The organism is Rheinheimera lutimaris (genome assembly GCF_013283795.1).
GTDB classification, from domain to species: domain Bacteria; phylum Pseudomonadota; class Gammaproteobacteria; order Enterobacterales; family Alteromonadaceae; genus Alishewanella; species Alishewanella lutimaris.
Map to the genome: position 1 here is coordinate 164,529 of NZ_JABSOD010000005.1, position 24,373 is coordinate 188,901.

Here is a 24,373-nt window from a genome sequence, read left to right on the forward strand (position 1 = left end):
TATCTCTCTTTAGGCATTAATTTTGTTGAAGCGATCAAACTTGATCTTTGATTTCTTCGCGTAATGTTTCAGCAGGTTAGGCACATCAAGGATCAGTGCTATACCACCATCGGAAGTAATGGTTGCACCAGCCATACCCGGCGTCCCCTGCAATAAGGCATCCAATGGCTTGATCACCACCTCTTCCTGGCCTATCAACGAGTCGACCACGAAGCCAACCTGCTGGGTGCCAATTTGTACAATCACCACATGACCCTGCTCACGGCGGCGTTTTTTATCTGAGCCTTTTACCAACCAATGTTCGAGGAAAAACAGCGGTATGGCTTTATTACGCACCACAACCGTTAACTGGCCGTCAACCACGTTAGTTTTATTTAAGTCGAGATGGAAAATTTCGCTGACGCCGGCCAGCGGTAAAGCAAAGGTTTGCTTGCCAACAATAACCATCAGAGTGGGCAATATAGCCAGTGTTAGCGGCACTTTGATTTCCAGTAAGGTGCCCTCACCCATTTTAGAGTGAATATGCACAGTACCGTTTAATTGCGTGATCTTGGTTTTTACCACATCCATGCCAACACCGCGGCCGGAGATGTCAGAAATTTGTTCTTTGGTAGAAAAACCAGGCGCAAAAATCAGGTTAAACGCTTCGGTATCTGACATTCTTGCAGCGGCGTCGGTATCTAAAATACCGCGCTTAATGGCAATGCCCTTCAACTTCTCCGGATCCATACCGGCACCGTCATCGTGAATAGTCAGTAAAATATGATCACCGGCCTGCGCCGCAGCTAACTTCACGGTACCGGTACGGTTTTTACCGGCCTTTTGCCTGATTTCCGGCATCTCGATACCGTGGTCTACCGAATTGCGCACCAAGTGCACTAAAGGATCGGCCAGAGCTTCTACCAGGTTTTTATCCAGATCGGTTTCTTCACCTTCCAGCACCAGCTCAATGTCTTTTTGCAGAGAGCGCGCTAAGTCACGTACTACCCGCGGGAAGCGACCAAACACTTTCTTGATCGGCTGCATGCGGGTTTTCATTACCGCGCCCTGAATGTCAGCAGTAACCACATCCAGATTAGAAATGGCCTTGCTCATCTCTTCATTTTGCGCAGTAGTAGATAAGCTAACCAGCCGGTTACGCACCAACACCAGTTCACCGACCATGTTCATGATCTGATCCAGCCGTTTGGTATCTACCCGCACTGTGGTTTCTACCTGCGCGGCTTGCTGTGCAGCAACGGCTTTATCAGCCGCAGCCGGTGCAGCTGGTGCCGCTTTGCTTTCTGCTACCACAGCTTTGGTTGGTGCGGCGGCCACCGGTGCAGCTGCTACGGCTGGCGATGCCACTTCTACCGGTGCTTTGCCTTTGCCATGTAATTGGTCCAGCAAGGCTTCAAATTCGGCGTCGTCTATTTCGTCATCGGATTTCTTCGCCGCCTTATCCTGGCTTGCGGCAGGTGGTGCAGTGTCTTTGCCGGCTGCTGCTGCGCTATCAGGAATAAAGGAGCCCTTACCGTGCAGTTGATCAAGAATAGATTCAAATTCATCGTCGGTAATGTCGTCACTGCCTGACGTGCCGGCTGCCGGGCTCGCAGGAGCCGGACTTGCCGGAGCAGAGCTGGCAGCTGGCGCGCCTTTTTTGCCGTGCAGCTCGTCCATCATGCGTTCAAATTCTTCTTCGGTAATATCATCAACACTGCCGCCTGCGGCAGGCGCTACCGGTTCAGGCTCTGCCGGTGCAGGTGCAGCCTTAGCCACTGCAGGTGCAGGGTTAGATGCGGATTCCGGTTCACTATAGTGATGTAAAGCTTCAAGTATGGCTGGAGATGCAGGGGTTAACGGTTGGCGATTCTGCACTTCGACAAACATTTCGTTGATGCTGTCGAGTGATTGCAAAATAACGTCCATCAATTCCGGCGTAACGCGACGTTTGCCGGTGCGCAAAATATCAAATACGTTTTCTGCACCGTGGCAGGCATCGACCAGCTCAGTTAATGACAGGAAACCGGCGCCGCCTTTTACTGTATGAAAACCACGGAAAATTGCATTAAGCAAATTGGCATCATCCGGATTATTTTCCAGTTCTACCAGCTGTTCCTGCAGTAATTCGAGGATTTCACCGGCTTCAACCAGAAAGTCCTGCAGTATATCTTCATCCATATCAAAGCTCATGCAATGACACCTCTGTTAAAAACCTAAACTGGATAATAAATCATCGACGTCATCCTGACCGCTTACCACATCATCGCGCTCTGCTGCGTCAATAATAGGCCCTTCTGCTTCATGCGCCTTGGGTTTGCTTTTTGCGGGTTTCGCTTCAGCAGCAGGCACCATCAAGCTTGATTGGCCGAATGCTGTTAGCAAACCAATCAGGCTTTCTTCAACTTCGCGCACCAGCTCGATAACCCGACGCAAAATTTGCCCGGTTAAATCCTGATAGTCTTGTGCCATCAGAACGTCCGTCAGCAATGAGTTTAGCGTATTGGAGTCACCACTGGCTTGCTGAAAAAAAGCATCCAGGTTATGACACAGCACTTTAAACTCGCCCAACTGCATTTGGCGTTGCATCAGCTTTTGCCATTGCGGTTGAATACTACCCAGCTTTTGGCTGATTTGATCAGCAATAGGCAGGCAAGATTCTACGGCGTCCATGGTGCGGTTGGCTGCCTGCTCGGTCATATCGATAACATGATTAAGACGCTTTTTAGCGTCCGGGATATCTTCTTCAAGCAGGTTATTCAGTGAGGGGTCTATCTGGAAATTTTTTAATGAGTCGTGCAGCTGGCGAGTTAACTTACCTACTTCAGCAAACAACTCTGATGAACCTGGCACAGCAAGTTGCTGTACCAATTCGTTGGCAGAGTCATGCTCACCCATTTCCAGCAGCTGTACCAGCTCCCGAGCCTGGTCCAGAGAAATTAAAGGCGCCGTAATTGCAGACATGGCTATGCTCCTTTGTCAGTTACGGTTAGCCGATGCGTTCAAATACTTTAGCTAACTTCTCTTGCAGCGTGGCTGCAGTAAAGGGTTTGACGATATAACCGTTAACGCCGGCTTGCGCCGCGGCGATAATTTGCTCTTTCTTCGCTTCTGCCGTTACCATCAGCACAGGAATATGCTTTAACTTGGCATCAGCACGAATAGCACGCAACAGATCGATGCCTTGCATACCCGGCATATTCCAATCTGTTACCACGAAATCAAAATCGCCGTTTTGCAGCATAGGCAAAGCCGTACTACCATCGTCGGCTTCAGACACGTTTGTAAAACCAAGGTCACGTAACAGGTTTTTTATAATTCGTCTCATGGTTGAAAAGTCATCTACCACAAGAATCTTCATGTTTTTATCCAAAATCCCCTCCGACGAGATATTATTTTTATCTCAGAATAGGTTACAACCAATCCTGCATTCTGGCTTTTAACCTGATTAATGCCTGACTATGAATTTGACTGATCCTGGACTCACTAACATTCAGTACCGCCCCGATCTCTTTCAAGTTTAGCTCGTCATTATAATACAGCGAAAGTACTAATGCTTCACGCTCAGGTAAATTACTGATTGTTTTCGCTAAATCCTGGTGGAAAGTTTCATTTGCTTGTGTTTCGTACAAATGATCGCTATCTGTATCACCGGATGTTACCAATACATCTGACGAAATACCGAGATCTTCAATACCTATAATTCTGCCGCTACTGATGTCGCTAAGCATATGATGGTATTCATCTATAGATATATCAAGTTTTTCAGCAACTTCTGTATCTTTAATATCACGACCATACTCCGCTTCCAGCGCAGCAATGGTTTCTGCTATTAACCTGGCATTACGGTGCACTGAGCGCGGCGTCCAATCGCCACGGCGCATTTCATCTAACATGGCGCCACGAATACGAATGCCGGCAAAGGTTTCAAAACTGGCGCCTTTGCTGCCATCAAAATTCTTAGCGGCCTCAATCAGGCCTATCATGCCGGATTGAATAAGGTCGTCTACCAGCACGCTGGCAGGTAACCTCGCCATTAAATGGTAGGCGATGCGCTTTACCAGCGGAGCGTGACGCTCGACCAACTGCTGCATATGGTCAATACCGCCATAAGCTGCAACTTTGCTGTTCACGCTATCCCCCGATCAACCTGAGGTTGCACCAGTTGCTCCAAAAAAAACTCCAAATGGCCGGATGCCGTTGCCGGAAGCGGCCATTTGCCGGCTTTTAACGCAAGGCTTTTAATTGCCATGCTGGCCGGTGTCTTCGGAAACGCCTCGACAAAGCCTTTTTGCTTGCGCGCGGCTTTACGCACGTTTTCGTCGTAAGGGATAGTAGCGACCAATTCCAGACTTATATCAAGAAAACGATCGGTTACGCGGGTTAATTTTGCAAACAGTTCCTGGCCTTCTTTTAAACTGCGCACCATATTGGCGACAATTTTAAATTTATCTACGCCATGGTCGCGGCTGAGTATTTTCATCAGTGCATAAGCGTCGGTAATTGATGAAGGTTCATCACATACCACCACCATTACATCCTGAGAAGCACGGGAGAAGCTTAGCACCATATCGGAAATACCGGCTGCCGTATCTACCAGTAGTACATCTACCGGTGTTTTTAATTCACTGAAAGCACGGATAAGGCCGGCATGCTCTGCCGGTGCCAGCTCAGTCATATTTTGCGAGCCGGATGTCGCGGGAATAATTTTGATGCCGAAAGGGCCGTCGATAATAATGTCATCAAGCCCTACATCGCCTGCCAGCACGTGTGACAGGTTTTTTTCTACCCGCAGGCCGAGCATTACATCACAATTGGCCAAGCCAAGGTCAGCATCCAGTACCAGCACGCGTTTGCCCATCTGGGCCAGTGCCATGGCAAGGTTTAGCGTAACGTTGGTTTTACCCACGCCGCCCTTACCACCGGTAATTGATATTACTTTTACCATCTGCTTATTCATTTTTCTCAGGCCATTGGCTTGATCGTCGATATTGTCATGACTATGCATAGGTTCCATCCGCGCGGTTCATCTCATCGTTGTACCACTGATGACCCGTACTACTGTGTGCGATTCTTAATTTTTCTGCCTGTTGCACCATCAACCGTGCTTCAGCAACGGCGATATCCTCAGGTACGCGCTGGCCATTGGTCAGGTAACTGACAGGTAACGCATTCTGAATAGCAACATTGATGACTTCACCTAAGCTTAAGCATTCATCAAGTTTGGTGAAAATACAACCAGACAAAGGTATGCGTTTGAAATGTGTTACGCTTTCCTGCATAACCCGAGCCTGTGCTGTGGCAGACAATACCAGATAACTTTTTATTTTGACACGACTATTATGCACCAGACCGGCAAGTTTTTCCGCTAACCGTACATCACGCTGGCTCATACCGGCAGTGTCGATTAATATCAGTTTACGTTGTTGTAACTGATTAATTAACAACGCCAACTCATCACTGTCTTTGGCTTGCTTCACCGGACAACCGATAATGCGGCCAAAGGTAGCTAACTGTTCAAAGGCACCGATACGGTAACTGTCAGTGGTAATAAGCGCCACCTGATCAGCGCCATGGCGTTTGGCAAACTCAGCGGCTAACTTGGCAACGGTAGTGGTTTTGCCCACACCGGTAGGACCAACCAACGCCACCAGACCGCCGCGACGTAAAATATCATCATTAGTGGTACTAAGCTGGCCGGCTAATAACTCTAATGCCGCATCCCAGGCGTCAGCGCTGTTCAGCTCTTCCGGCATAAAACACGCCAATTGATCGGCGACCTGCTCAGACAAGCCCAGCTGTTGCAGGTTTTCGATGACTAACGCCCGCACCGGTTCGCGCCGGGCCAGGTCTTGCCACATTAAGCCCGACACCTGATGCTGCAATAACTGGCGCATTGACAACATCTCGTTGCGCATGGCATCCATTTGTTGCTGCACCAGTTTAGCTTGCTGCTCTTGCTGCTTGCTGAGCTCGTTCAACTGCAATGTACTACCGCCTTGCGCCACGGCGGAAGTTTGACGCTCGAACTGTGGGCTGCGCACAGCGGCCGCTTGCGCCTGCAACTGGGGTTTCGCCGCAGACTGCGAATTAACCTGCTGCTTAATCATCTGCCGTGCCAGCAGTGCCTTAAGCGAGTCGGCCGGTGCCTCAGCAGTTCCGGCTGCATCACCGGAGCCCATGGTACTGTCATTATCATCATCAGCAACGGTTACCGCAAACCGCGGCTCGGTGCGCTTTTCTAATGCCGGCGCTGCCTTTACTGCCGCGGCTGCGTCATGATCAATTGCCGCGACTATCTCAACGCCACCGGCCACCTTTTTATTCGACAAAATAATGGCGTCAGGTCCAAGGAACTCTTTTACCTCAGTTAAGGCAGTACGCATATCTTTTGCCACAAAGCGTTTGATTTTCATCCGTTAACTCCTAGTTCGCCTGGCCAATAACGCTGACAATACGAATTTGTTTATCGTCGGGAATTTCCTGGTAGGACAATACCCGCAAGCCTGGTATGGTGTACTTCACGAATCGTGCCATAACTGAGCGTAAAATTCCTGACGTTAATAATACTGCGCTGTCACCGCTAAGTTCCTGGTTCTGATGCGCATCCTGCAGCGACTGTTGAATACGATCGGCCAGCCCGGGTTCAATGCCGGCACCATCATTACCGGCCGCCTGCATTGATTGATGCAGCATTTGCTCCAGCTCAGGTGCGAAGGTAATAACCGGAATTTCCTTACGGCTGCCGCCCACTTCCTGCACGATTAAGCGGCGCAGTGCAATCCGGCATGCCGCCGTCAATACATCGACATCCTGGCTCTTGCCACCATACTCCACCAGGGTCTGTACTATGGTACGCATGTCGCGGATCGGCACGCCTTCCTGCAACAGGTTTTGCAGCACTTTAACTACCGTGGTCAGTGCCAGGGTATCCGGCACCAGGCCTTCGACCAGTTTCGGCGAATGTTTCGCCAGCATATCCAGCAGATTTTGCACTTCTTCATGCCCCAGCAAGCTGGCAGCATGATTGGTTAAAATTTGGCTTAAATGCGTAGCCACAACAGTGGCGGCGTCCACAACCGTATAACCCAGTGTTTGCGCGTGCTCTCGCTGATCTTTGGCTATCCATACTGCCTCCAGGCCAAAGGCTGGGTCTTTAGTTGCTACACCTTTTACTGTGCCAAACACCTGGCCCGGGTTAATCGCCAGCTCGTTGTCGTGGCGCAGCTCACCTTCGCCACTGGTTACGCCCATTAATGTCATGCGATAGCTGTTGGGCTCCAAATCCAGGTTGTCACGGATATGTACCGCAGGAATAAGAAAACCGAGCTCCTGTGACAGTTTTTTCCGTACACCTTTAATCCGGCTAAGCAGTTCGCCGCCCTGCGATTTATCTACCAGGGGTATCAAGCGATAGCCGACTTCCAGGCCAATGGTATCGACGCCCTGCACATCATCCCAGCCAATCTCTTTTACCACTCCGGATTCTACCGGTGTCAGCTCTGCCGTATTGCGACTAACAAGTTCAGCCTGGCTCTGTTGCGCACGTTTATGCATCAGATAAGCCATACCGCCAACCACGGCAGCTAAGGTTAAAAATGCGAAATGCGGCATGCCGGGTACAATACCCATTAGAGTCAGTACGCCGGTTGCAACAAACAGCACTTGTTTGTTACCCAGCTGGGTCGTCATTTGCTCGCCCATATTTTCTGACTTGTTTTGCCGCGTGACGATAATGGCAGTGCCGATAGACAATAACAGCGCCGGTATTTGCGCCACCAGGCCATCACCTATGGTAAGCAGCGTATAAATTTCCATCGCGTCGCCAAAAGACAAACCATGCTGGATCATGCCAATAAACAAACCGCCCACCAGGTTAATCACCAATATAACAATACCGGCGATGGCGTCACCTTTAACAAACTTACTGGCACCGTCCATCGAGCCATAAAAGTCAGCTTCACTGGTAACTTCGTCACGGCGTTTACGGGCATCTTCCTGGGTAATCAGACCGGAGTTTAAATCGGCGTCAATCGCCATCTGTTTACCAGGCATCGCATCCAGAGTAAAACGGGCAGATACTTCAGCAATACGGCCGGCACCTTTGGTTACTACCACAAAGTTGATGATGATTAAAATTAAGAACACCACTATACCGACAGCATAGTTACCGCCGATAACCACAGAGCCAAAGGCCTCAATTACTTTACCGGCAGCATCACCGCCGTTATGGCCCTCAAGTAACACTACCCGGGTACTGGCCACGTTCAGTGCTAAACGCATAATGGTGGCTACCAGCAAAATAGCCGGAAAAGCACCAAAATCCAGCGGTCGCATGGTGTAAACCGTCACCAGTAATACCACCAATGCCAGCGCAATGTTAAAGGAGAACAACATATCCAACAGCATCGGCGGTAATGGCAATACCACCATTGCCAACGCAGCAAGGATAAACAGCGGCGTGCCCAGGCCTTTTGCAAAAGCAAAACGGGAGCGATCGAACTTAGTAAAATAACCGGCTAACTGCATAACAACCCTGACAGTAAATTGGCGCAATACAGGGTGTCAGCAAGAAGTGTTCCAAAACGTGCAAGCTGATAACTCAGCACACGTTTTGTTTACGGATATTACAGAATTAGTGACGGTAATCGTCCGGAATTGGCAGCTCTTTCGCCAGCGTTTTCGGCCGGCTGCCCTTGCCTTTTTTATACATTTTCAGCTGATACACATAGGCCAGCACCTGGGCAACTGCCGCAAATAACTGCTCCGGAATAGGATGATCCAGCTGTGTGGTGTAAAAAATTGACCGCGCCAGGCCCGGCGATTCAATTACCGGTACTTTATGCTCATTACCGATTTTACGGATATGCATCGCCACTTCATCCACGCCTTTAGCTACCACCACCGGCGCACGGAACTTGCCCTGATCGTATTTCAGCGCTACCGCATAGTGGGTTGGGTTGGTCACAATAACATCGGCTTTGGGCACTTCCTGCATCATGCGCTTCATCGACATTTGCATTTGCGTGCGGCGGATGCGGGCTTTAATTTGCGGATCGCCTTCAGAGTTTTTAAACTCGTCTTTAATTTCCTGCAATGACATTTTCAGCTGTTTAATATGATTCCATTTTTGATAAGGCGCATCTACAACGGCAATCACTGACACACTGGAGCACAAGCCTAAAAACAGCCAGGCCAGAAAATACAGTGCTGACTCAATATTGTTTGGCTCGCTCATCAACGACAGCGCCATAATGTCAGCGAAGAACACTTTAAGCAGCAGGTAGGCAATTCCCATTACCACTATTACTTTTAAAATACTTTTAAGCAGCTCCACCAACGCCTGCAGGCCAAACATGCGTTTAAAACCTTTCATCGGATCCATTTTGCTGGCTTTCGGCGCTGCGGCTTGCAAACTGAAGTTAAACCCGCCAAGCAAGGTATTACCCAAAAATGCGGCAATAAGGATCAGCACAAAGATGCCGCCTAACGGAATGACAAGTTTTTCGCCGGCAGCGCCCCAGGCGGTAAACATGGAGTTGGGCTCAAAAATATCTTTCGGGTTCAGCCGCAGCATACGCTGACAAATATCCAGCATCGCCATCGCCAGCATTTTGCCAAACACCAGCAGAGCAGCCGCACTGCCTATTAATACGAATGCGGTGCCTAAATCCTTCGAACGTGCTATCTGGCCCTTTTCCGCTGCGTCTTGCAGCTTCTTGGGCGTGGGCTGTTCGGTCTTTTCGGTGCTTTCATCTGCCATAACAGAGCCTTGTGCTTAGCAACCAATCAGCCGGCAGCTGTAATCAATACTGTGCTGCCACTGTTTGTCATAATGGAATAAAAAGGTATCCAGTGTCAGCCATAAAATAACTAAGCCGGCCAGCATGGTAATAGGAAAACCGATAGAGAAAATGTTCAGCTGCGGCGCCGCCCGCGTCATAATGCCGAAAGATAAATTGACCACCAGCATCGACACTATCGGCGCCAGTGCAATCGCCAGCGCTGTAGCAAACATCCAGCCACCAAACTCAACCACGGTCCAATAGCTGGTTACTTCCCACCACTGGCCGTTAATCGGTAAGGTGTCAAAGCTGAATACCAGCATTTGGATCATAATTAAATGACCATCAAACACCCAAAACAGTAAGGTGGCCAAAATAAGGTAGAACTGACCGATAGCCGGCACGTTAACACCACTGGCCGGGTCAACCATCGATGCAAAACCCAAACCGGTTTGCGTAGCCAGCAACTGACCTGCCAGCACAAAGGTGGTAATAAACATTAGTGAAATAAAACCCAGCGCAAAACCAATCATCAGTTGCAGCAACACTTCCAAAAACATTTGCCCGGACATCAAATCAGGATTAACGACCGGCGGCAGTGTCGGCATAATAATCAGTGTGATCATCACCACTAAACCGGTTTTTATCCGCATAGGCACGTTGCGCACGCCGATGCCGGCCATAATTAAAAACATGCCGGTAACACGACACATAGGCAACAGGTAGTCCGCCAGGGTTTGCATCAACAGCTGCAGCGGAAAATCCATTGTCGTTACCCTACTACAGTGGGAATACTGAGGATCAGTTCATGGGTGTACTCCATAATGACCCGGGTAAACCAATGGCCACCAAACATCAGCGCCAATATCGTGACAATTAAGCGTGGCAAAAAGCTTAAGGTTTGTTCATTAATTGAGGTAGCAGCCTGGAACACCGCCACAATTAAACCGACAAACAGCGACGGCAAAATAATGGCGCTAACCAGCAGGATCACCAGAAACAGCGCATCACGTAATACATCAACAAACACCTCCGGACTCATGTGCCTACTCCGTAACTGGTAGCCATGGTACCCATTACCAGTAGCCAGCCGTCAACTAACACAAACATCATCAGCTTAAACGGCAAGGAGATAATCATCGGTGATAACATCATCATACCCATAGCCATCAGCACGCTGGCGACCACCAAATCAATAATCAGAAACGGGATAAACAACATAAAACCAATTTGAAAAGCGGTTTTCAGCTCGCTGGTAATAAAAGCCGGAATAACGATGGTAATGGGGTAATCTTGCGGCGATGCGGCAATCTCATGGCCGGCTATCTGGGCAAAGGTGTCCAGATCCTTAGTACGGGTTTGGTGCAACATAAAAGCTTTAACCGGCGCTATAGCAGCGTCCAGCGCCTGTACCGGTGAAATCTCTTCACTCAGGTAGGGCTGAATAGCCGTGTCGTTAACGGTTTTAAATACCGGTGCCATAATAAAAAAGGTCAGAAACAGCGTAATGCCGATTAACACCTGATTCGACGGCGACTGCTGCAAACCTATAGCCTGGCGTAGAATGGCCAGCACCACGATAATGCGGGTAAAACTGGTCATCATAATGACCATGGCAGGAATAAAGCTCAGTGCTGTCATCATCGCCAGCACTTGCAGCGTTACGCTGTATTGCTGGCTGCCATCGGCAGCGGTAGTAACGGTAACGGCTGATAAGGCACCGTTATCAGCCAGAACATCGGGGCTCAGCAGCAGGGCCAGCACCACGAACAACAGTCGCAACATAGTTCACACTATTTTTTCAGCAAAGATTGCAACTGTGTATGAAAGTCTGATGCCAACTTTTCTTCAGGCAGTGAATTTTCCAGTTCAAACAGTAAATTTATGCTGTTTGCCGTAACACCTAAAACCCGCTGTTTCCCTTGCATTTCAATAACTAACAAGCGCTCTTTCGGCCCTAGCGGCATACTGGAAATAATTTTTATATGCCGGCTACCGGGCATGCGCAGCGTCAATTTTTTGAACGCCCAACCCAGCGCAATTACAATAGCAACCACGATGGCCAGCGACAGCGCCATTTTACCCAGTCCCAGCCCGGCAGAGGGACGCTCGCCGTCGCCTGTTTCAGTTTTCGGGCTAAGTGCCGGAATTTTGTTCTGCGCGCCGGCATCAGCCGGTTTTACCGGCTCAGTGCCGGCCTTCGCTTCAGCTGCCGATACAGATCCCGGCTGTAACGCTGCCTCTGTTTTCGGCTCAGACTCAGCCTGCTGCTCAGATGCAACCGCATTATTGTCTACTGCATCAGAAGTCCCGGCAGCAACAGGCCCCGCCAGTAACGCCAAACTTAAGCTTAAAACATAAAATATGCGCATTAACGTAACTTCTTAATCCGTTCAATCTGGCTGATTACGTCAGTCAGGCGAATACCAAACTTGTCGTTTACTACTACCACTTCGCCGTGCGCAATTAAGGTGCCGTTAACCAACACATCTAACGGTTCACCGGCTACCCGCTCTAACTCCACTACCGAGCCCTGGTTCAGCTGTAATAAATTACGGATGCTGATTTTAGCACGGCCCACTTCCATCGAAATGGTTACCGGAATGTCTAAAATAGTGTCCAGCTTACGCTTTTCATCTACCGTAATATCGGCCTTTTCATCACGTAGCTCTTCCAGCTCAACAGCCTCTGCACCGTCTCCATCACCTTCAGCTTCAGCCATTGCTGCAGCCCATTCGTCCATTGTGTCTTTATCATCAGCCATGTTGTTTACCTTCTGTCGCGATCTGACAAGTTCAGATCGGCCTCTAGTTCAGAAATATCGGCGTCGCTGTCAAGCCGACGCCCGCCTTTAGTGAATACATTCATCTCAGATTTCACTGATTCAGGCCGTTTAATTTTTTCAATAATCTTCAGTGCCGCATGCTCGCGCGAGCGGCCCAGTTTGGCTCTGTAGGTGGGTAAATCTTCCACCAACACCGTAATGTGTTCCGGCATTTCAATCGGAATAATATCACCGGCCTGCAGTTCCATAATCTGGCGCAGTGACAGATCGAAATCCATCATTTTGGTGGTTAAGTCGACCTTTACATCCATAATTTCGTCGCGCAGTGCCTTACTCCAGCGTAAGTCGGTATCTTCTTTGTCGCTTTGTACCCCGGCATCGAGCAATTCACGGATCGGCTCCAGCATGGAATAAGGCAGGGCTACGTGGAAGTCACCGCCGCCGCCGTCCAGTTCAATATGGAAGGAGCTTATTACCACCACTTCGGTCGGACTGACGATATTCGCCATGGCCGGGTTTACTTCTGAGTCGAGGTATTCAAAAGACACATCCATTACCGGTGCCCAGGCTTCTTTGTAATCCTCAAAAATCAACTTCAGCAGCATCTGAATAATACGCCGCTCGGTAGGGGTAAATTCGCGGCCTTCTATTTTGGCATGATAGCGGCCGTCACCGCCGAAAAAGTTATCCACCAGGATAAACACCAACCGTGCTTCCATGGTAATAAGGCCGGTGCCTTTTAACGGCCTGAACCGCACCATATTCAAACTGGTAGGCACAAACAGCGTATGCACGTATTCGCCAAACTTAATCATTTGCACGCCGTTAATCGACACTTCAGCAGTACGGCGCATCATATTAAATAAACTGATACGCATATGCCGGGCAAACCGCTCGTTTACCATCTCCAGCGTTGGCATACGGCCACGCACAATACGATCCTGCGACGAGAAATCGTACTCCATGGCAGAGCGGCCCCGGCCACCGCCGGAATCGTCTATTTCTTCTTCTTCAACGTCATCAACGCCATGTAACAGCGCATCAATTTCGTCTTGTGACAGTAAATCGGTCACGGCTGCTCACTCTTATTGCATTACAAAACCGGTGAAAAGTACTTCATCTACCACCACCGAGCCCACCACTTCAATCATGGCTTGTTGTAAATCACTTAATGCTTTGTTCTTTAATGCATCACGCCCCGCTACAGTAACCAACTCATCGGCATTAGCCGAACTGAAGGTTTGCAACAAGCTGCCTTCTATCAGCGGAATATGCCGCATAGCAATGGTTTCGTTGTTGTTACCGCGCACCAGTAACTGCACTTTAATTTGCACCATACGGTCACGCGAAGCGCCCGGCACATTAAACACAAAAGGCCGCGGCATCGGCACATACAGCGCACTGCCTTTGCTTTGCTCTGCCCCGGCGACGGCGGTAGTTTGGCCGCTATCGTCACTGCCACCGGCAGGCGCTGAGCCGCCACCGGAAAACAATATAAAGCCCACTATCGCCAACGCGACTACAACAGCGGCACCACCGGCTATCAGGATTAACTTTTTCTTTTTACCGCCATCGGCAATCACTAAATCTTTTTCTGCGGCCATCTCATGCTACCTGTAAGGTTATTTGGCATTATTATGCTCATCTGTCGCCGGCAATGTAAATCACTGCCGGACAATTTGCGCCTTTAGCGTGCTTTACGCGTAATAATCCACCAGACGCTCATTGACTACCGCTGTTACGCTAACGCTACCCGATTGCAGCTCAGTATCTTCAGCAACCGTTTGCTGCATGCCGGAGTCGCGGCCATTGCCCTGTGCTAACTGACGTTCCTGCTGCTGTTGCGTTTGCTGCTGCACATTGCCCTCGCCAAGCACTATGCCCTGTTGCTGCAACATCTCACGTAAACGCGGCAACTGCTGCTCTAACAATTCTTTAGCCTGCGGCTGCTGCACAATAAACTGCACCGACGCCTGGTCTTGTTGCATATCTATTTTTATTTGCATTTGGCCAAGCCCGGCCGGATCCAGCCGGATTTCCGCTACCTGAATATTTTGCCGCACCATCAGGTTTACCCGCTCGCGCAATTGACCGGCGGCATCTTGCTGCAACAAGTTCAGGCTTTGTTGCAACTGCTCTGCCGGTGCTTTAGCAGCGGTTTTTTGTAAGCCGGATTGTTGTCGCTGCTCTGCGGCCTGTAAATTATGGCTAAATGCCGCTTCGCTGCGCGCTGTACCGGCTTGCTCTGCGGTAGTTTTCACCGCAACGCTGCTGTCTTGTGCCTGCGTCTGACTGTCAGCTGCCAGCTGTGCCATCAGATTTTGCGGCGAATTTTGTTGCCCGGAATTCTGCTTGGCGCTGCCATCACTGCTATCTGAACCGGTCTTAGTGCCATTTTCGGCCATCGCAGTCAGTTTAACACTCTGGCTGCTCTTATCTGCGACAGCACTGCCAACAAGCTCCGGTTTTGTTTTATCACCTGCTGCTGCATCGGGTTGTAGTGCGGCGCTGTTTTGTTGCAGATTGGCTTGCTGCTCCGCTTCAGTAGCCGCGCTGAGCAAAGTATTGCGCTCTGCCGGCGTGTTGCCAGGGGCGCTACCCGCGGCACTTGCCACCTCATTTAGGTTGACCGGCTGCGCCGCCTTTGTCACAGCCTCAGCGGCTTCGATATCGCCGCTGGCTGCATCTGTCATACTAAGTGCAGTTTCTGTCTGCTCTGCCTTAAGCTGTTTTGCATCAACAGGTGCTGTCTGCGACTTCGCCTCCAGCGGTTGCTCAGCTAAAGCTGTTGCAGCTGCAGCTGCAGGCTTAGCTTCACCTTGTGTGGCACTTAACACGGCTTGCTGTTGTGTGGTTAACAGGGTATCAGCGCCCTCTGTTTCCGCGTTAGCACCTTGCTCAGTGCCATCTGTCTGTGTTTGCAGCATAATAGCCAGCTCCGCCGCAACGGCTTTAGCTTCAGCATCCGTCAGTGGTGTTTTGTCTTTCAGCGCTATTTGTCCCAATAAGCTGGCGGCCAGCAAAGCGGCGTCGGCATCTGCCATATCAGTTTGCAGCTCTTGCTCTGCGCTCAGCAGCATGTTGGCATCGGTAAGTTCTGTGGTTTCAGTACTGCCGGCTTTTGCTGCCGCCAACGCCTGGCTTACGCCGGACAATAAACTGATACCGGCAGGAAGTTGCCGCAATTTCCCGCCTTGCACCTTATCGGTTGCCGCTGATGCCATGCCATTGAGCAATTCACCAAAGCTGCTGCCGCTGGCGGACTCTGCCTGCTCAGCATCTGTGCCGCCGGCGCCGTCAAAGCGCAGCGCCTGATCTGCACCGCTCATCAGCGTGGATAATTGTAAGCCCTGTGCCATACCACTCTCCCGATTGCCGGCAGCTGCTGCCGGACTCATGTTGTATTACTTTCACTACAAGGTGATAACCAATATCCATTCAAATTTCAGGCCAAAATGTAAAACCGCTACAGCAAAGGCTCGGCGGCCAGACGGCGCATAAACTGCTGGCTGGCATATTCATCGGCATTACGCTGCTCTTGTTGCAGCTGCTTTTGTAACTCTGCGGCGTCATTACGCTGCACTAACAATTCCAGTGCTTTGCGCTTTTTCTGCATGGCTAACCAACTTTGTTTACGCTGCTCTGCGGCGGCCTGAGCTTGTTGTACAGCACGACCTTGTTGCTGTATCGCCTGGTCCAACTTACCGATAAAACTGACAAACTGGTTATATTGCCGGCTTTGCAACCCGGCACTACCCTGCTGTTGGCTTTGTTGAATATACTCGGTGCGGTAGTTCGCCAGCCCCTGATACTTCTGCTGTGCCTGCTGATAAAACTGCTGCGCTTTAACAAAGTGCGCCTGCAGTTTTTCTTCTCTGTCCTGCTGAATTTTGATCAGCATATTAAAACGATGGTTTATCACAAGCCGTTACTCCCGCTTACCGGCACCAGCCGCGCCAAACTTTGCAAGCTGTCGTCATAGCCCACCACTTCGTGCATACCTTGCTGCAAAAAGCGGTTTATATTCGGCATCATGCCGATGGCTTTATCCAATTGCGGATCACTGCCACGCACATAGGCGCCGATAGCGATAAGATCTTTACTTTGCTGAAAACCGGAGTACAGCTGCTTTAAGGTACGCGCCATTTGTTGATGCTCGGGGCTGGTCACCGCCGGCATAACACGGCTGATGGATTTTTCCACGTCTACCGCCGGAAAGTGGCCGGCATCGGCCAACGCGCGTGACAATACGATATGGCCATCCAGAATTGCCCTCGAGGCATCGGCTATCGGATCCTGCAGATCGTCACCTTCCGATAGTACGGTATAAAATGCCGTTATCGAGCCCTGGCTGCCGCTACCATTACCGGCCCGCTCTACCAGTGCCGGTAATTTGGCAAATACCGATGGCGGATAACCCTTGGTGGCCGGTGGCTCACCTACTGCAAGGGCTATTTCGCGCTGCGCCTGAGCGTAACGGGTGATGGAATCTATCAGCAGCAGTACATCCAGGCCCTGGTCACGAAAATACTCCGCCACCTGCACCGCCGTTTCGCAGCCTTTTAACCGCATAAGCGGTGATACATCGGCCGGAGCGGCAATAACCACTGACCGGGCTTTACCTTCGTCCCCTAAAATTTCATCAATAAATTCTTTTACTTCGCGACCACGCTCGCCTACCAGACCAACCACGATGACATCAGCGCTGGTGCCCCGTGTCATCATGCCCAACAGCACGCTTTTGCCCACGCCGGAGCCGGCAAACAAGCCCATACGCTGGCCTTTGCCGACAGTGATCATGCTGTTAATAGAGCGCACGCCGACATCCAGCGGCTGTTTTATCGGCCGGCGCTGCAACGGGTTAATCGGTTTACCTTTGCCGCCACCATAGTGCTGCGCTGCAATAGGGCCTTTACCGTCAAGCGGTGTGCCGACACCGTCAATAACACGGCCAAGTAAATTCATACTCAGCGGTACACCTTTAAAATTCAGCAACGGCGTAACTTTTGCACCCGGCACCACGCCGGCAACATCATCTTTGGGCATCAGATAAATACGATCGTTAGCAAAGCCGACAACCTCGGCCATAATGGCGCCGCGCGCCGTTTCTACGCTACAAGCCTGGCCAATAGCCGCGCTGCAGCCGGTAGCTTCCAGCGTAAGGCCAACAACACGGACCAAATGCCCGGCTACGGCCGGTTTTGAGCCGTGCACATAAGCGTGCTGTTGTTGCAAAAAATGGCTTAGGGTGTCGCTGTCGGCCATATGTTATTCCTCAACATCCGGCTGCTGTGCATGTTGCTGCAGCTGTAAGAAATGCTCGAGGCTGCTTTGCAGCCGTTGTGTTAACGAACGGTCGACGCTGGAGCGGCTGCTATGTACCAGGCACCCGCCCTGCTCTACTGCCGGCTCCGGTCGCAATTGCCAACCGCGCTGTGTCAGCTCATCTTTGCCGTAATGCTGCTCTATAACAGCGATATCGGCCGGGTTAAGCTTAATCAACATCTGGCTAGCATCTAAAGGTAATGCTGCAGTGGCCTCCGCCAGCGCCTGCAGTATCACCTGTGGATTAGTTTTTACTTCAACGCCGATAACCGCCTGGGCCATGGCCAGGCTAAGCTGCAGCAATTGCTGTTGTACCTGTTCATCCACATTCGCCAGCGGTTGCTGCAGTTGGTCCAGTAAGGCCGTTAACTGTTGCAGCTTTTCCTGCAGTTCGGTTTCACCTTGCGCCAGCCCCTGCTTTTTACCTTCAGCTACGCCCTGAGCCAAACCATCTTGCTGGCCTTGTTCGCGCCCTTCGCCGTAGCCTTTACTGAAACCGTCATCTTTACCGACAGCAAAACCTTCATCATAAGCAGCCTGGCGCAGTTGCTCCATATCTTCAGCAGTCAAAGGTTTGACAACCAGCTCTTCGTCTTCTTCTTGACGCGCCGCTTTTGCTACCGGCCGGGTTTTATTCAACGCATTGGTGCGTTGCGGATCTACCCGCTTGTCAGACGTCAGCTCAGGCGTTTGCCATTGCTTCAGCTGCTCATCGGTGGCTTCATCCGGCGAAAACGGCCGCTTATATTTAAAGGCGTCATCAATCATGGTTCGGCTCAGTTAACTTAGAGGAAGTCATCGCCACCGCCGCTGCCAAGCATAATTTCACCGGCATCAGACAAGCGCCGCGCAGTTGACAGAATCTCTTTTTGCGCTGCCTCAACATCACTGACCCGCACCGGCCCCATGGCTTCGAGGTCATCCGTTAACAATTCAGCTGCCCGTTTCGACATGTTTTTCAGGATTTTCTCTTTCAAGTTTTCGTCGGTACCTTTCAGTGCTTTCATCAGCACATCCTGCTGAATTTCACGCAGTAAGGTTTGAATACCGCGGTCATCCACATCCACCAGGTTTTCAAATACAAACATCAGGTCCTGAATTTGCTGCGCCATTTCTTCGTCATGCTCACGGATAGAATCCATCAGCTGGCCTTCAATATTGGTATCCATATAGTTGAGGATATCGGCTGCCGCTTTTAAGCCGCCCATTTTCGCCGTTTGCGTACCGGCCTGACCGGCAAACTGTTTCTCCATAATTTCGTTTAACTCCTGCAGCGCTGCCGGTTGTACTTCTTCCAGGTTGGCAATACGCATGGTTAAATCCAGCCGCACCTTTTCCGGGAACTGCGATAAAATTTCCGCCGACTGCTCCGGCTCCAGATAAGACAACACGATCGTCTGTATCTGCGGGTGCTCGTTACGGATAATATTGGCAACCTGTTTGGAGTCCATCCACTTCAGTGAATCCAGACCTTTAGCACCGCCACCCAGTACAATTTGGTCAATCAGATTAGCGGCTTTTTCTTCACCCAGCGCTGCAGTTAAGGCACGCTTGATAAACTCTTCGCTTTGGAAGCCTATAGTGCTGAAATTCTGAATTTGCTCAATGAACAAACGGTGCACAGCAGAGATTTTCGCCTGGTTCAGATCGGTCATCTGCGCCATCGCCAAACCCACTTTCTGCACTTGTTTTGGCTCCAGGTGTTTTAAAATCTGCGCAGCATCTTCTTCTGACAAGCTCAGCAGTAAGATGGCGGCTTTTTCAACACCGTCCAGTTTACCTACATCAAAGGCAGGTTTTGTTGCTTCTATGCTACTCATCTTCAGCCAACCAGTTTTTCACTACCAGAGAGGATAATTCCGGCTCATTTGCTACCAGAGCCCGAACTGCGCGTAATAAGTCATCATCGCCATGCAAGTCCGGCAACATCAGGGTACCATCGGCGGCAAAGCCCACTGCGTTCTCATCAAAAGATGAGCTTAGCATGTCGATAGTATCATCCCCTAAATCCAGCCCGCTGCTCAGCGCATTTTCGTCATAAGCATCTTTGGTATCTTCAGGGTAAATCAGTTTTTTCAGCATCGGCCGCACTATAGCCAATATCAGCACGATAATAATCAGGCCACCGATGGCCAAGCGCACAACGCGCAGGAACCAGTCCTCTTCATAAAATGCCGGTACAGCTTCTTCTATTACCGCATCTTTCATAAAGGGCACGGAGATCACTTCTATCATGTCACCGCGCTGGGCATCGAAACCGACACCGCCTTGCAACAGACGACGGATATTGGCCAGCTCGGCCTGAGCAAGCGGCTGCGGTTCGCCGTTTTCGCCGGCCACATAGTCAATTGCCACTGACACACTTAAGCGGCGGATCACTCCACTTTGCTGTGAAATATGACTGATAGTCGTGTCCAGCTCGTAATTGCGGGTGGCTTCTTTGTGGTTGCGACCAGGGATCACCGGTTGCGCATTGCCGCCGGTAGCCTGCTCCGGAATATTAGAGTTTAACGGCGGCTGGTTAGACAAGGCGCCCGGAATGCCGCCACTTAACCCACCAACACTGTTTTCTTCAATGGTCATTTCACTGCGTACGGCCGGCAAATCCGGGTTAAAACGTTTTTGCGTTTGCTCGGTAGCAGTAAAATCCATGTGTAAGTCAACCTGAGCGGTATAGTTACCATAGCCCAGTACCGGCATTAAAATGGAGTCGACTTTTTGGCGGTATTCTTCTTCACGGGTGCGCTGCAGCTCATACTCTTTACGGGTACGGGCTGAACCGGCATCCTGCGAGCCGCTGTTTAACAGGCGGCCGTTCTGATCAGTTACCGTTACTCTGGACGGCGATAAGCCCTGCACAGCAGAAGCTACGATATCGACGATGGCATCCACTTCACTGTCGCGTACCATAGTGCCGCCGCGGGCGGTAACCAGTACCGTAGCCGACGGCAGCTTTTCTACCCTGGCAAAGACATTTTCTTTCGGAATAGCCAGTAACACCCGCGCCCGCGCGATGCTTTGTAATTCTTCAATGGTGCGGGCCAGTTGTTGTTCACGGCTGTGTTTTAACCGCTCCATTTCCAACCGTTGGCTAACACCGAAACCACTGTCCTGCAGCAAAAATTCGGTACCACTTGACGGCTCTTTCGCCAGGCCGGCACGGGACAACGATAATTTAATATTCTGGAACTGATCTTCGGCAACCATGACCACATTGCCTTCGAGCTTGTAATCAATTTTCTGCGCGTCTAAATGATCCAGTGTCTGGATCAGTTCTTCTGTCGGAAAGGTACCCAACGGGCGCATTTCAGGCTGGCGCGCCCACATAATAATTAAGATAGCGATAGCCAGACAGATAGTTAACGCCACAATCAGCGTTATTTGCCGCACGAGGTCCGTGCCGCCGCCCAGTGAGCCGACAAAACCCGGTTTTTGTTCCTGTTGCTCGCCGCCGCTGTACTCGTTACCAGACAGTGCCAGCTCGGTGGATTGATTCTCAGCCACTGCTTATCCCTCCGTTATACCGGCATCGACATAATGTCTTTGTAGGCTTCAACTAATTTATTGCGTACCTGCACCGTTGCTTCAAAAGCTAATGAGGATTTCTGACTGGCGATCATCACCTGCGCCAGCGATACGCTTTTGTCGCCCATTTCAAAGGCAGTGCGCATTTGGCCGGTTTCCTGAGCCAGGTTATTTACCTTGCTCAGTGCACTGGTCAGCATACTGCTGAAATCACTTTGGCTGGGATTTACTTCTGCCGCATTTTGCAGTTTCAGCTCATTGCCGACAGCCCGGGTTTGATTAACCATCGACTGCATTTCGGCGTAAAGGGCCTGACCTTTGATATTCATAGCGACACCTGTCAAAAAATTGCTGCTGTTACCGTTACACCAGCTAAAGCAGGAGTTGTGCCATATTTTAATTTACTGAATTATATAAGAAAAAACCCTCTTTCTGAGGGCTTTTACGGCTTACGCCGGCAGGTCGATGCCATGTTCACGCATACGCGCCAGCTTGTAACGCAAGGTGCGGTCACTGATCCCCAGCTTTTCTGCCACCTCTTTGCGCCGGTTAGCGCAGGCTTTCATTGCCGCCAGAATAATGCGGTGCTCTTGCTCATGTACCGACGCTTTAAAAGCACCACCGCTGTCGTCATTGCCTTCGTCGGCATCATCTTCAGTAAGGCTGTCCACATCAAACCGGGCTGCTGCCGCTAAAGCCGGCTCGCGGGCCGGCGGCAACATATCAGCCTGCTCCAACATAATGTCATCCACATCAATCTCATCACCGGCGGCAATAATTAATGCCCGCTGCATAACGTTGTCCAGCTCACGCACGTTACCGGGCCAACTGTAGCGCTGTAAACGCTGTGCCGCAGCCGGCGTTAATATTACCTGGCTGCGGCCGTTATGATGGCAATGGCGTTGCAGCAGATGCTGCGCCAGCGGCACTATATCTTCCGGCCGCTCGCACAACGCCGGCCATACCAGCGGAAACACGTTTAAGCGATAGAATAAGTCTTCACGAAATTCCCCCTGTGCCACCGCCTGCTTTAAATTACGATTGCTGGTAGCCAGGATGCGCACATCCAGCTTGATGGTTTTACGACCGCCCAAACGTTCAACTTCGCGCTCCTGTAATACCCGCAGCAGCTTGGCCTGCAGGTTAAGATCCATTTCGGTAATTTCATCCAGCAGCAAGGTACCCTGCTGGGCTTGCTCAAATTTACCCGGGCAGGCATTTACGGCGCCGGTAAAGGCACCTTTTTCATAACCGAACAGTGTCGATTCGAGCATATTTTCCGGAATCGCCGCACAGTTAATCGCCACAAAAGGCCCGCTGTTGCGTGCTGACAATTGATGAATATAGCGCGCCAGCACCTCTTTGCCGGAGCCACTGGGGCCGCTGATCATCACACTGGCGTCAGTCCGCGCCACTCTGGCGCACAGTGCCAGCAGCTGTTTACTGGCCGGCGCCGCAACCACAGGTTCAATATTGGCAACCGCTTCCTGAGCAACATAACGGCTGACGGTGCTAAGCAATACCTCCGGCGAAAATGGCTTAGCCAGATAATCAATAGCCCCCAACCGGATGGCTTCAACTGCTGCCTGCACGGTGGCATAAGCGGTCATCATTAATACCGGAATTTGCGGATACTGGCTGCGCAGCGTTTTTAACAAGGTAAAACCGGATACGGCGCCCATCTGTACGTCGCTGATCACCAGTTGCACGCTCTGCTGCTGTAAACACAGCAAGGCTTCCTCAGCACTGCTTACCGCACACAGCTGGTAGTTAGCCAATTGCAACGTATCGCTGAGTGCCTCACGCAGGCCGGCGTCATCTTCAACTAATAAAATACACTGGCTCATAACGCTGCACTCCCTTGCTCGGTTTCTGTTGTCGATGCATGTAGCGGCAATAACAGTTCAAAGCAAGCGCCACCGCCGGCAATATTGTGATATTGCACACTGCCGCTGTGCGCCGCGGCCACCGCCTGCACCACAGCTAACCCAAGCCCCGTACCGTCAGCACGACCGGTAACAAAGGGGTCAAATAAGCTGTTTTGTAAATGCGCTGCAACGCCAGGGCCATTGTCAGTAACCTGAACAGACAGCATGCCGCAGGCAGCAGGCGCGATAGTCAGCTGTACCCTTGCAACATCGGCCTGTGTCGCAGCCGACATGGCTTGCACGCTGTTATAAATTAAATTTTGCAGCGCACCGCTTAAGGCGCTCAGATTACCCAGTACAGTAAGAGCAGGCTCTGCCACGCTAACGGTTAACACTGCTTTGCTTTGCTGCAGAACAGCATCGGTAGCAGTAACAACCTGCTCTGCCAGTTCTTTACAGCTAACAGGCGTCACCGCTTGCGCAGTGCCACTACGGGCAAACAACAGCATGTCATTTAATTGCTGCTCTAAGTCCTGCAGCCTGGATAACAGTTTTTGCTGAAATTGCTGTTGCACCTGCAGTGTTGCCCTGGGATTACCCAGGTTTTGTGCATACAGCATAGCGGCCGATAAGGGTGTGCGGATTTGATGCGCCAGTGAGGCCATCATTTTACCCAGTGTAGATAAGCGCTGCATTTGGCTCAGGCGCCCCTGCAACTGTCGGGTTTGGGTTAAATCTGTCAGCATAATAAGCTGACCGGGTTCAGTGTATTCGGTGCGGCTGAGTAAGGCGCTGATTTCCAGTTTCACCAGCCGGCCGTCTTTTAACGATACTTCCAGACCATCATCGCTACGCGGACGAAAACAACGGCTGATCACCGCAAACCAACGCTGCCCGACTAAAGGCTCACCCAGCATGCTGACGGCCGCAGGGTTGGCCTGATACACCTGGCCACGCTGATCCAGCAGGATCACCGCTGCCGGTAATGCCTGCAAAATAGGGTCTTGTAATTCTGATGACAGTAATTGCAGCCCGGGCCGCGCGCTGTGAGAGCGACGGCTCAGGTTGGATGGCGTAAAATCGTATGCGTTTGCCGTTGTCATTAG

At 50.9% G+C, this 24,373-nt stretch carries 24 protein-coding genes; all 24 read right to left on the bottom strand.

Features of this window, described 5'->3' with window-relative positions; genetic code table 11:
• Positions 1-9: 9 nt before the first annotated feature.
• Positions 10-2,172 carry a chemotaxis protein CheA gene (locus HRH59_RS06800; protein WP_173500517.1) on the bottom strand — a complete coding sequence of 721 codons (2,163 nt, stop codon included), beginning with the start codon at positions 2,170-2,172 and terminating at the stop codon, positions 10-12.
• A gap of 15 nt (positions 2,173-2,187) precedes the next feature.
• Positions 2,188-2,943 carry a protein phosphatase CheZ gene (locus HRH59_RS06805; RefSeq protein WP_173500518.1) on the bottom strand — a complete coding sequence of 252 codons (756 nt, stop codon included), beginning with the start codon at positions 2,941-2,943 and terminating at the stop codon, positions 2,188-2,190.
• A 25-nt stretch (positions 2,944-2,968) separates the two neighbouring features.
• Positions 2,969-3,340, bottom strand: coding sequence for a chemotaxis response regulator CheY (cheY, locus tag HRH59_RS06810; protein ID WP_206109480.1), 372 nt, complete (start codon positions 3,338-3,340; stop codon positions 2,969-2,971).
• Between the two features lie 52 nt (positions 3,341-3,392).
• Entirely contained in the window at positions 3,393-4,112 is a 720-nt protein-coding gene (locus HRH59_RS06815; RefSeq protein WP_456239045.1) for an RNA polymerase sigma factor FliA, read from the bottom strand.
• Complete coding sequence (locus HRH59_RS06820; RefSeq protein ID WP_173500519.1) at positions 4,109-4,987, bottom strand: MinD/ParA family protein; 879 nt, start codon at positions 4,985-4,987, stop codon at positions 4,109-4,111. The genes HRH59_RS06815 and HRH59_RS06820 overlap by 4 nt, the downstream gene beginning before the upstream one ends.
• Positions 4,980-6,395, bottom strand: a complete 1,416-nt coding sequence (gene flhF, locus HRH59_RS06825; protein ID WP_173500520.1) for a flagellar biosynthesis protein FlhF — start codon at positions 6,393-6,395, stop codon at positions 4,980-4,982. Before flhF ends, HRH59_RS06820 begins: the two co-directional genes overlap by 8 nt.
• A gap of 10 nt (positions 6,396-6,405) precedes the next feature.
• Positions 6,406-8,508 (bottom strand): flagellar biosynthesis protein FlhA, encoded by a 2,103-nt coding sequence (gene flhA, locus HRH59_RS06830; protein WP_173500521.1) that lies wholly within the window; start codon positions 8,506-8,508, stop codon positions 6,406-6,408.
• A 106-nt stretch (positions 8,509-8,614) separates the two neighbouring features.
• Positions 8,615-9,742: a flagellar biosynthesis protein FlhB gene (flhB, locus tag HRH59_RS06835; protein ID WP_173500522.1), complete on the bottom strand. Its 1,128-nt coding sequence runs from the start codon at positions 9,740-9,742 to the stop codon at positions 8,615-8,617.
• A gap of 15 nt (positions 9,743-9,757) precedes the next feature.
• Positions 9,758-10,531 carry a flagellar biosynthetic protein FliR gene (gene fliR, locus HRH59_RS06840; protein ID WP_173500523.1) on the bottom strand — a complete coding sequence of 258 codons (774 nt, stop codon included), beginning with the start codon at positions 10,529-10,531 and terminating at the stop codon, positions 9,758-9,760.
• Positions 10,532-10,536: 5 nt separating this feature from the next.
• Complete coding sequence (gene fliQ, locus HRH59_RS06845; protein WP_173500524.1) at positions 10,537-10,806, bottom strand: flagellar biosynthesis protein FliQ; 270 nt, start codon at positions 10,804-10,806, stop codon at positions 10,537-10,539.
• Positions 10,803-11,549, bottom strand: coding sequence for a flagellar type III secretion system pore protein FliP (gene fliP, locus HRH59_RS06850; protein WP_173500525.1), 747 nt, complete (start codon positions 11,547-11,549; stop codon positions 10,803-10,805). Before fliP ends, fliQ begins: the two co-directional genes overlap by 4 nt.
• 8 nt (positions 11,550-11,557) lie before the next feature.
• Positions 11,558-12,136: a flagellar biosynthetic protein FliO gene (gene fliO / locus HRH59_RS06855; RefSeq protein ID WP_173500526.1), complete on the bottom strand. Its 579-nt coding sequence runs from the start codon at positions 12,134-12,136 to the stop codon at positions 11,558-11,560.
• Complete coding sequence (gene fliN / locus HRH59_RS06860) at positions 12,136-12,528, bottom strand: flagellar motor switch protein FliN (RefSeq protein WP_173500527.1); 393 nt, start codon at positions 12,526-12,528, stop codon at positions 12,136-12,138. The genes fliO and fliN overlap by 1 nt, the downstream gene beginning before the upstream one ends.
• A 5-nt stretch (positions 12,529-12,533) precedes the next feature.
• Positions 12,534-13,622, bottom strand: a complete 1,089-nt coding sequence (gene fliM / locus HRH59_RS06865) for a flagellar motor switch protein FliM (RefSeq protein WP_173500528.1) — start codon at positions 13,620-13,622, stop codon at positions 12,534-12,536.
• 12 nt (positions 13,623-13,634) lie between these two features.
• Positions 13,635-14,153, bottom strand: coding sequence for a flagellar basal body-associated protein FliL (gene fliL / locus HRH59_RS06870; RefSeq protein ID WP_173500529.1), 519 nt, complete (start codon positions 14,151-14,153; stop codon positions 13,635-13,637).
• A 93-nt stretch (positions 14,154-14,246) separates the two neighbouring features.
• Positions 14,247-15,908: a flagellar hook-length control protein FliK gene (locus HRH59_RS06875; protein WP_173500530.1), complete on the bottom strand. Its 1,662-nt coding sequence runs from the start codon at positions 15,906-15,908 to the stop codon at positions 14,247-14,249.
• Between the two features lie 107 nt (positions 15,909-16,015).
• Entirely contained in the window at positions 16,016-16,471 is a 456-nt protein-coding gene (gene fliJ, locus HRH59_RS06880) for a flagellar export protein FliJ (RefSeq protein WP_173500531.1), read from the bottom strand.
• Entirely contained in the window at positions 16,468-17,814 is a 1,347-nt protein-coding gene (gene fliI, locus HRH59_RS06885) for a flagellar protein export ATPase FliI (RefSeq protein ID WP_173500532.1), read from the bottom strand. Before fliI ends, fliJ begins: the two co-directional genes overlap by 4 nt.
• Positions 17,815-17,817: 3 nt before the next feature.
• Positions 17,818-18,642 (bottom strand): flagellar assembly protein FliH, encoded by an 825-nt coding sequence (gene fliH, locus HRH59_RS06890; protein ID WP_173500533.1) that lies wholly within the window; start codon positions 18,640-18,642, stop codon positions 17,818-17,820.
• A 17-nt stretch (positions 18,643-18,659) separates the two neighbouring features.
• The gene (fliG, locus tag HRH59_RS06895) at positions 18,660-19,694 is read right to left on the bottom strand and encodes a flagellar motor switch protein FliG (RefSeq protein WP_173500534.1); all 1,035 of its coding nucleotides are present in this window, start codon (positions 19,692-19,694) and stop codon (positions 18,660-18,662) included.
• Complete coding sequence (gene fliF, locus HRH59_RS06900; protein ID WP_173500535.1) at positions 19,687-21,378, bottom strand: flagellar basal-body MS-ring/collar protein FliF; 1,692 nt, start codon at positions 21,376-21,378, stop codon at positions 19,687-19,689. Before fliF ends, fliG begins: the two co-directional genes overlap by 8 nt.
• A gap of 14 nt (positions 21,379-21,392) precedes the next feature.
• A complete protein-coding gene (gene fliE, locus HRH59_RS06905; RefSeq protein WP_173500536.1) occupies positions 21,393-21,728 on the bottom strand; it encodes a flagellar hook-basal body complex protein FliE in 336 nt (111 codons plus the stop codon).
• A gap of 120 nt (positions 21,729-21,848) precedes the next feature.
• Positions 21,849-23,246: a sigma-54-dependent transcriptional regulator gene (locus HRH59_RS06910; RefSeq protein WP_173500537.1), complete on the bottom strand. Its 1,398-nt coding sequence runs from the start codon at positions 23,244-23,246 to the stop codon at positions 21,849-21,851.
• The gene (locus HRH59_RS06915) at positions 23,243-24,370 is read right to left on the bottom strand and encodes a sensor histidine kinase (protein WP_173500538.1); all 1,128 of its coding nucleotides are present in this window, start codon (positions 24,368-24,370) and stop codon (positions 23,243-23,245) included. Before HRH59_RS06915 ends, HRH59_RS06910 begins: the two co-directional genes overlap by 4 nt.
• Positions 24,371-24,373: the final 3 nt, after the last annotated feature.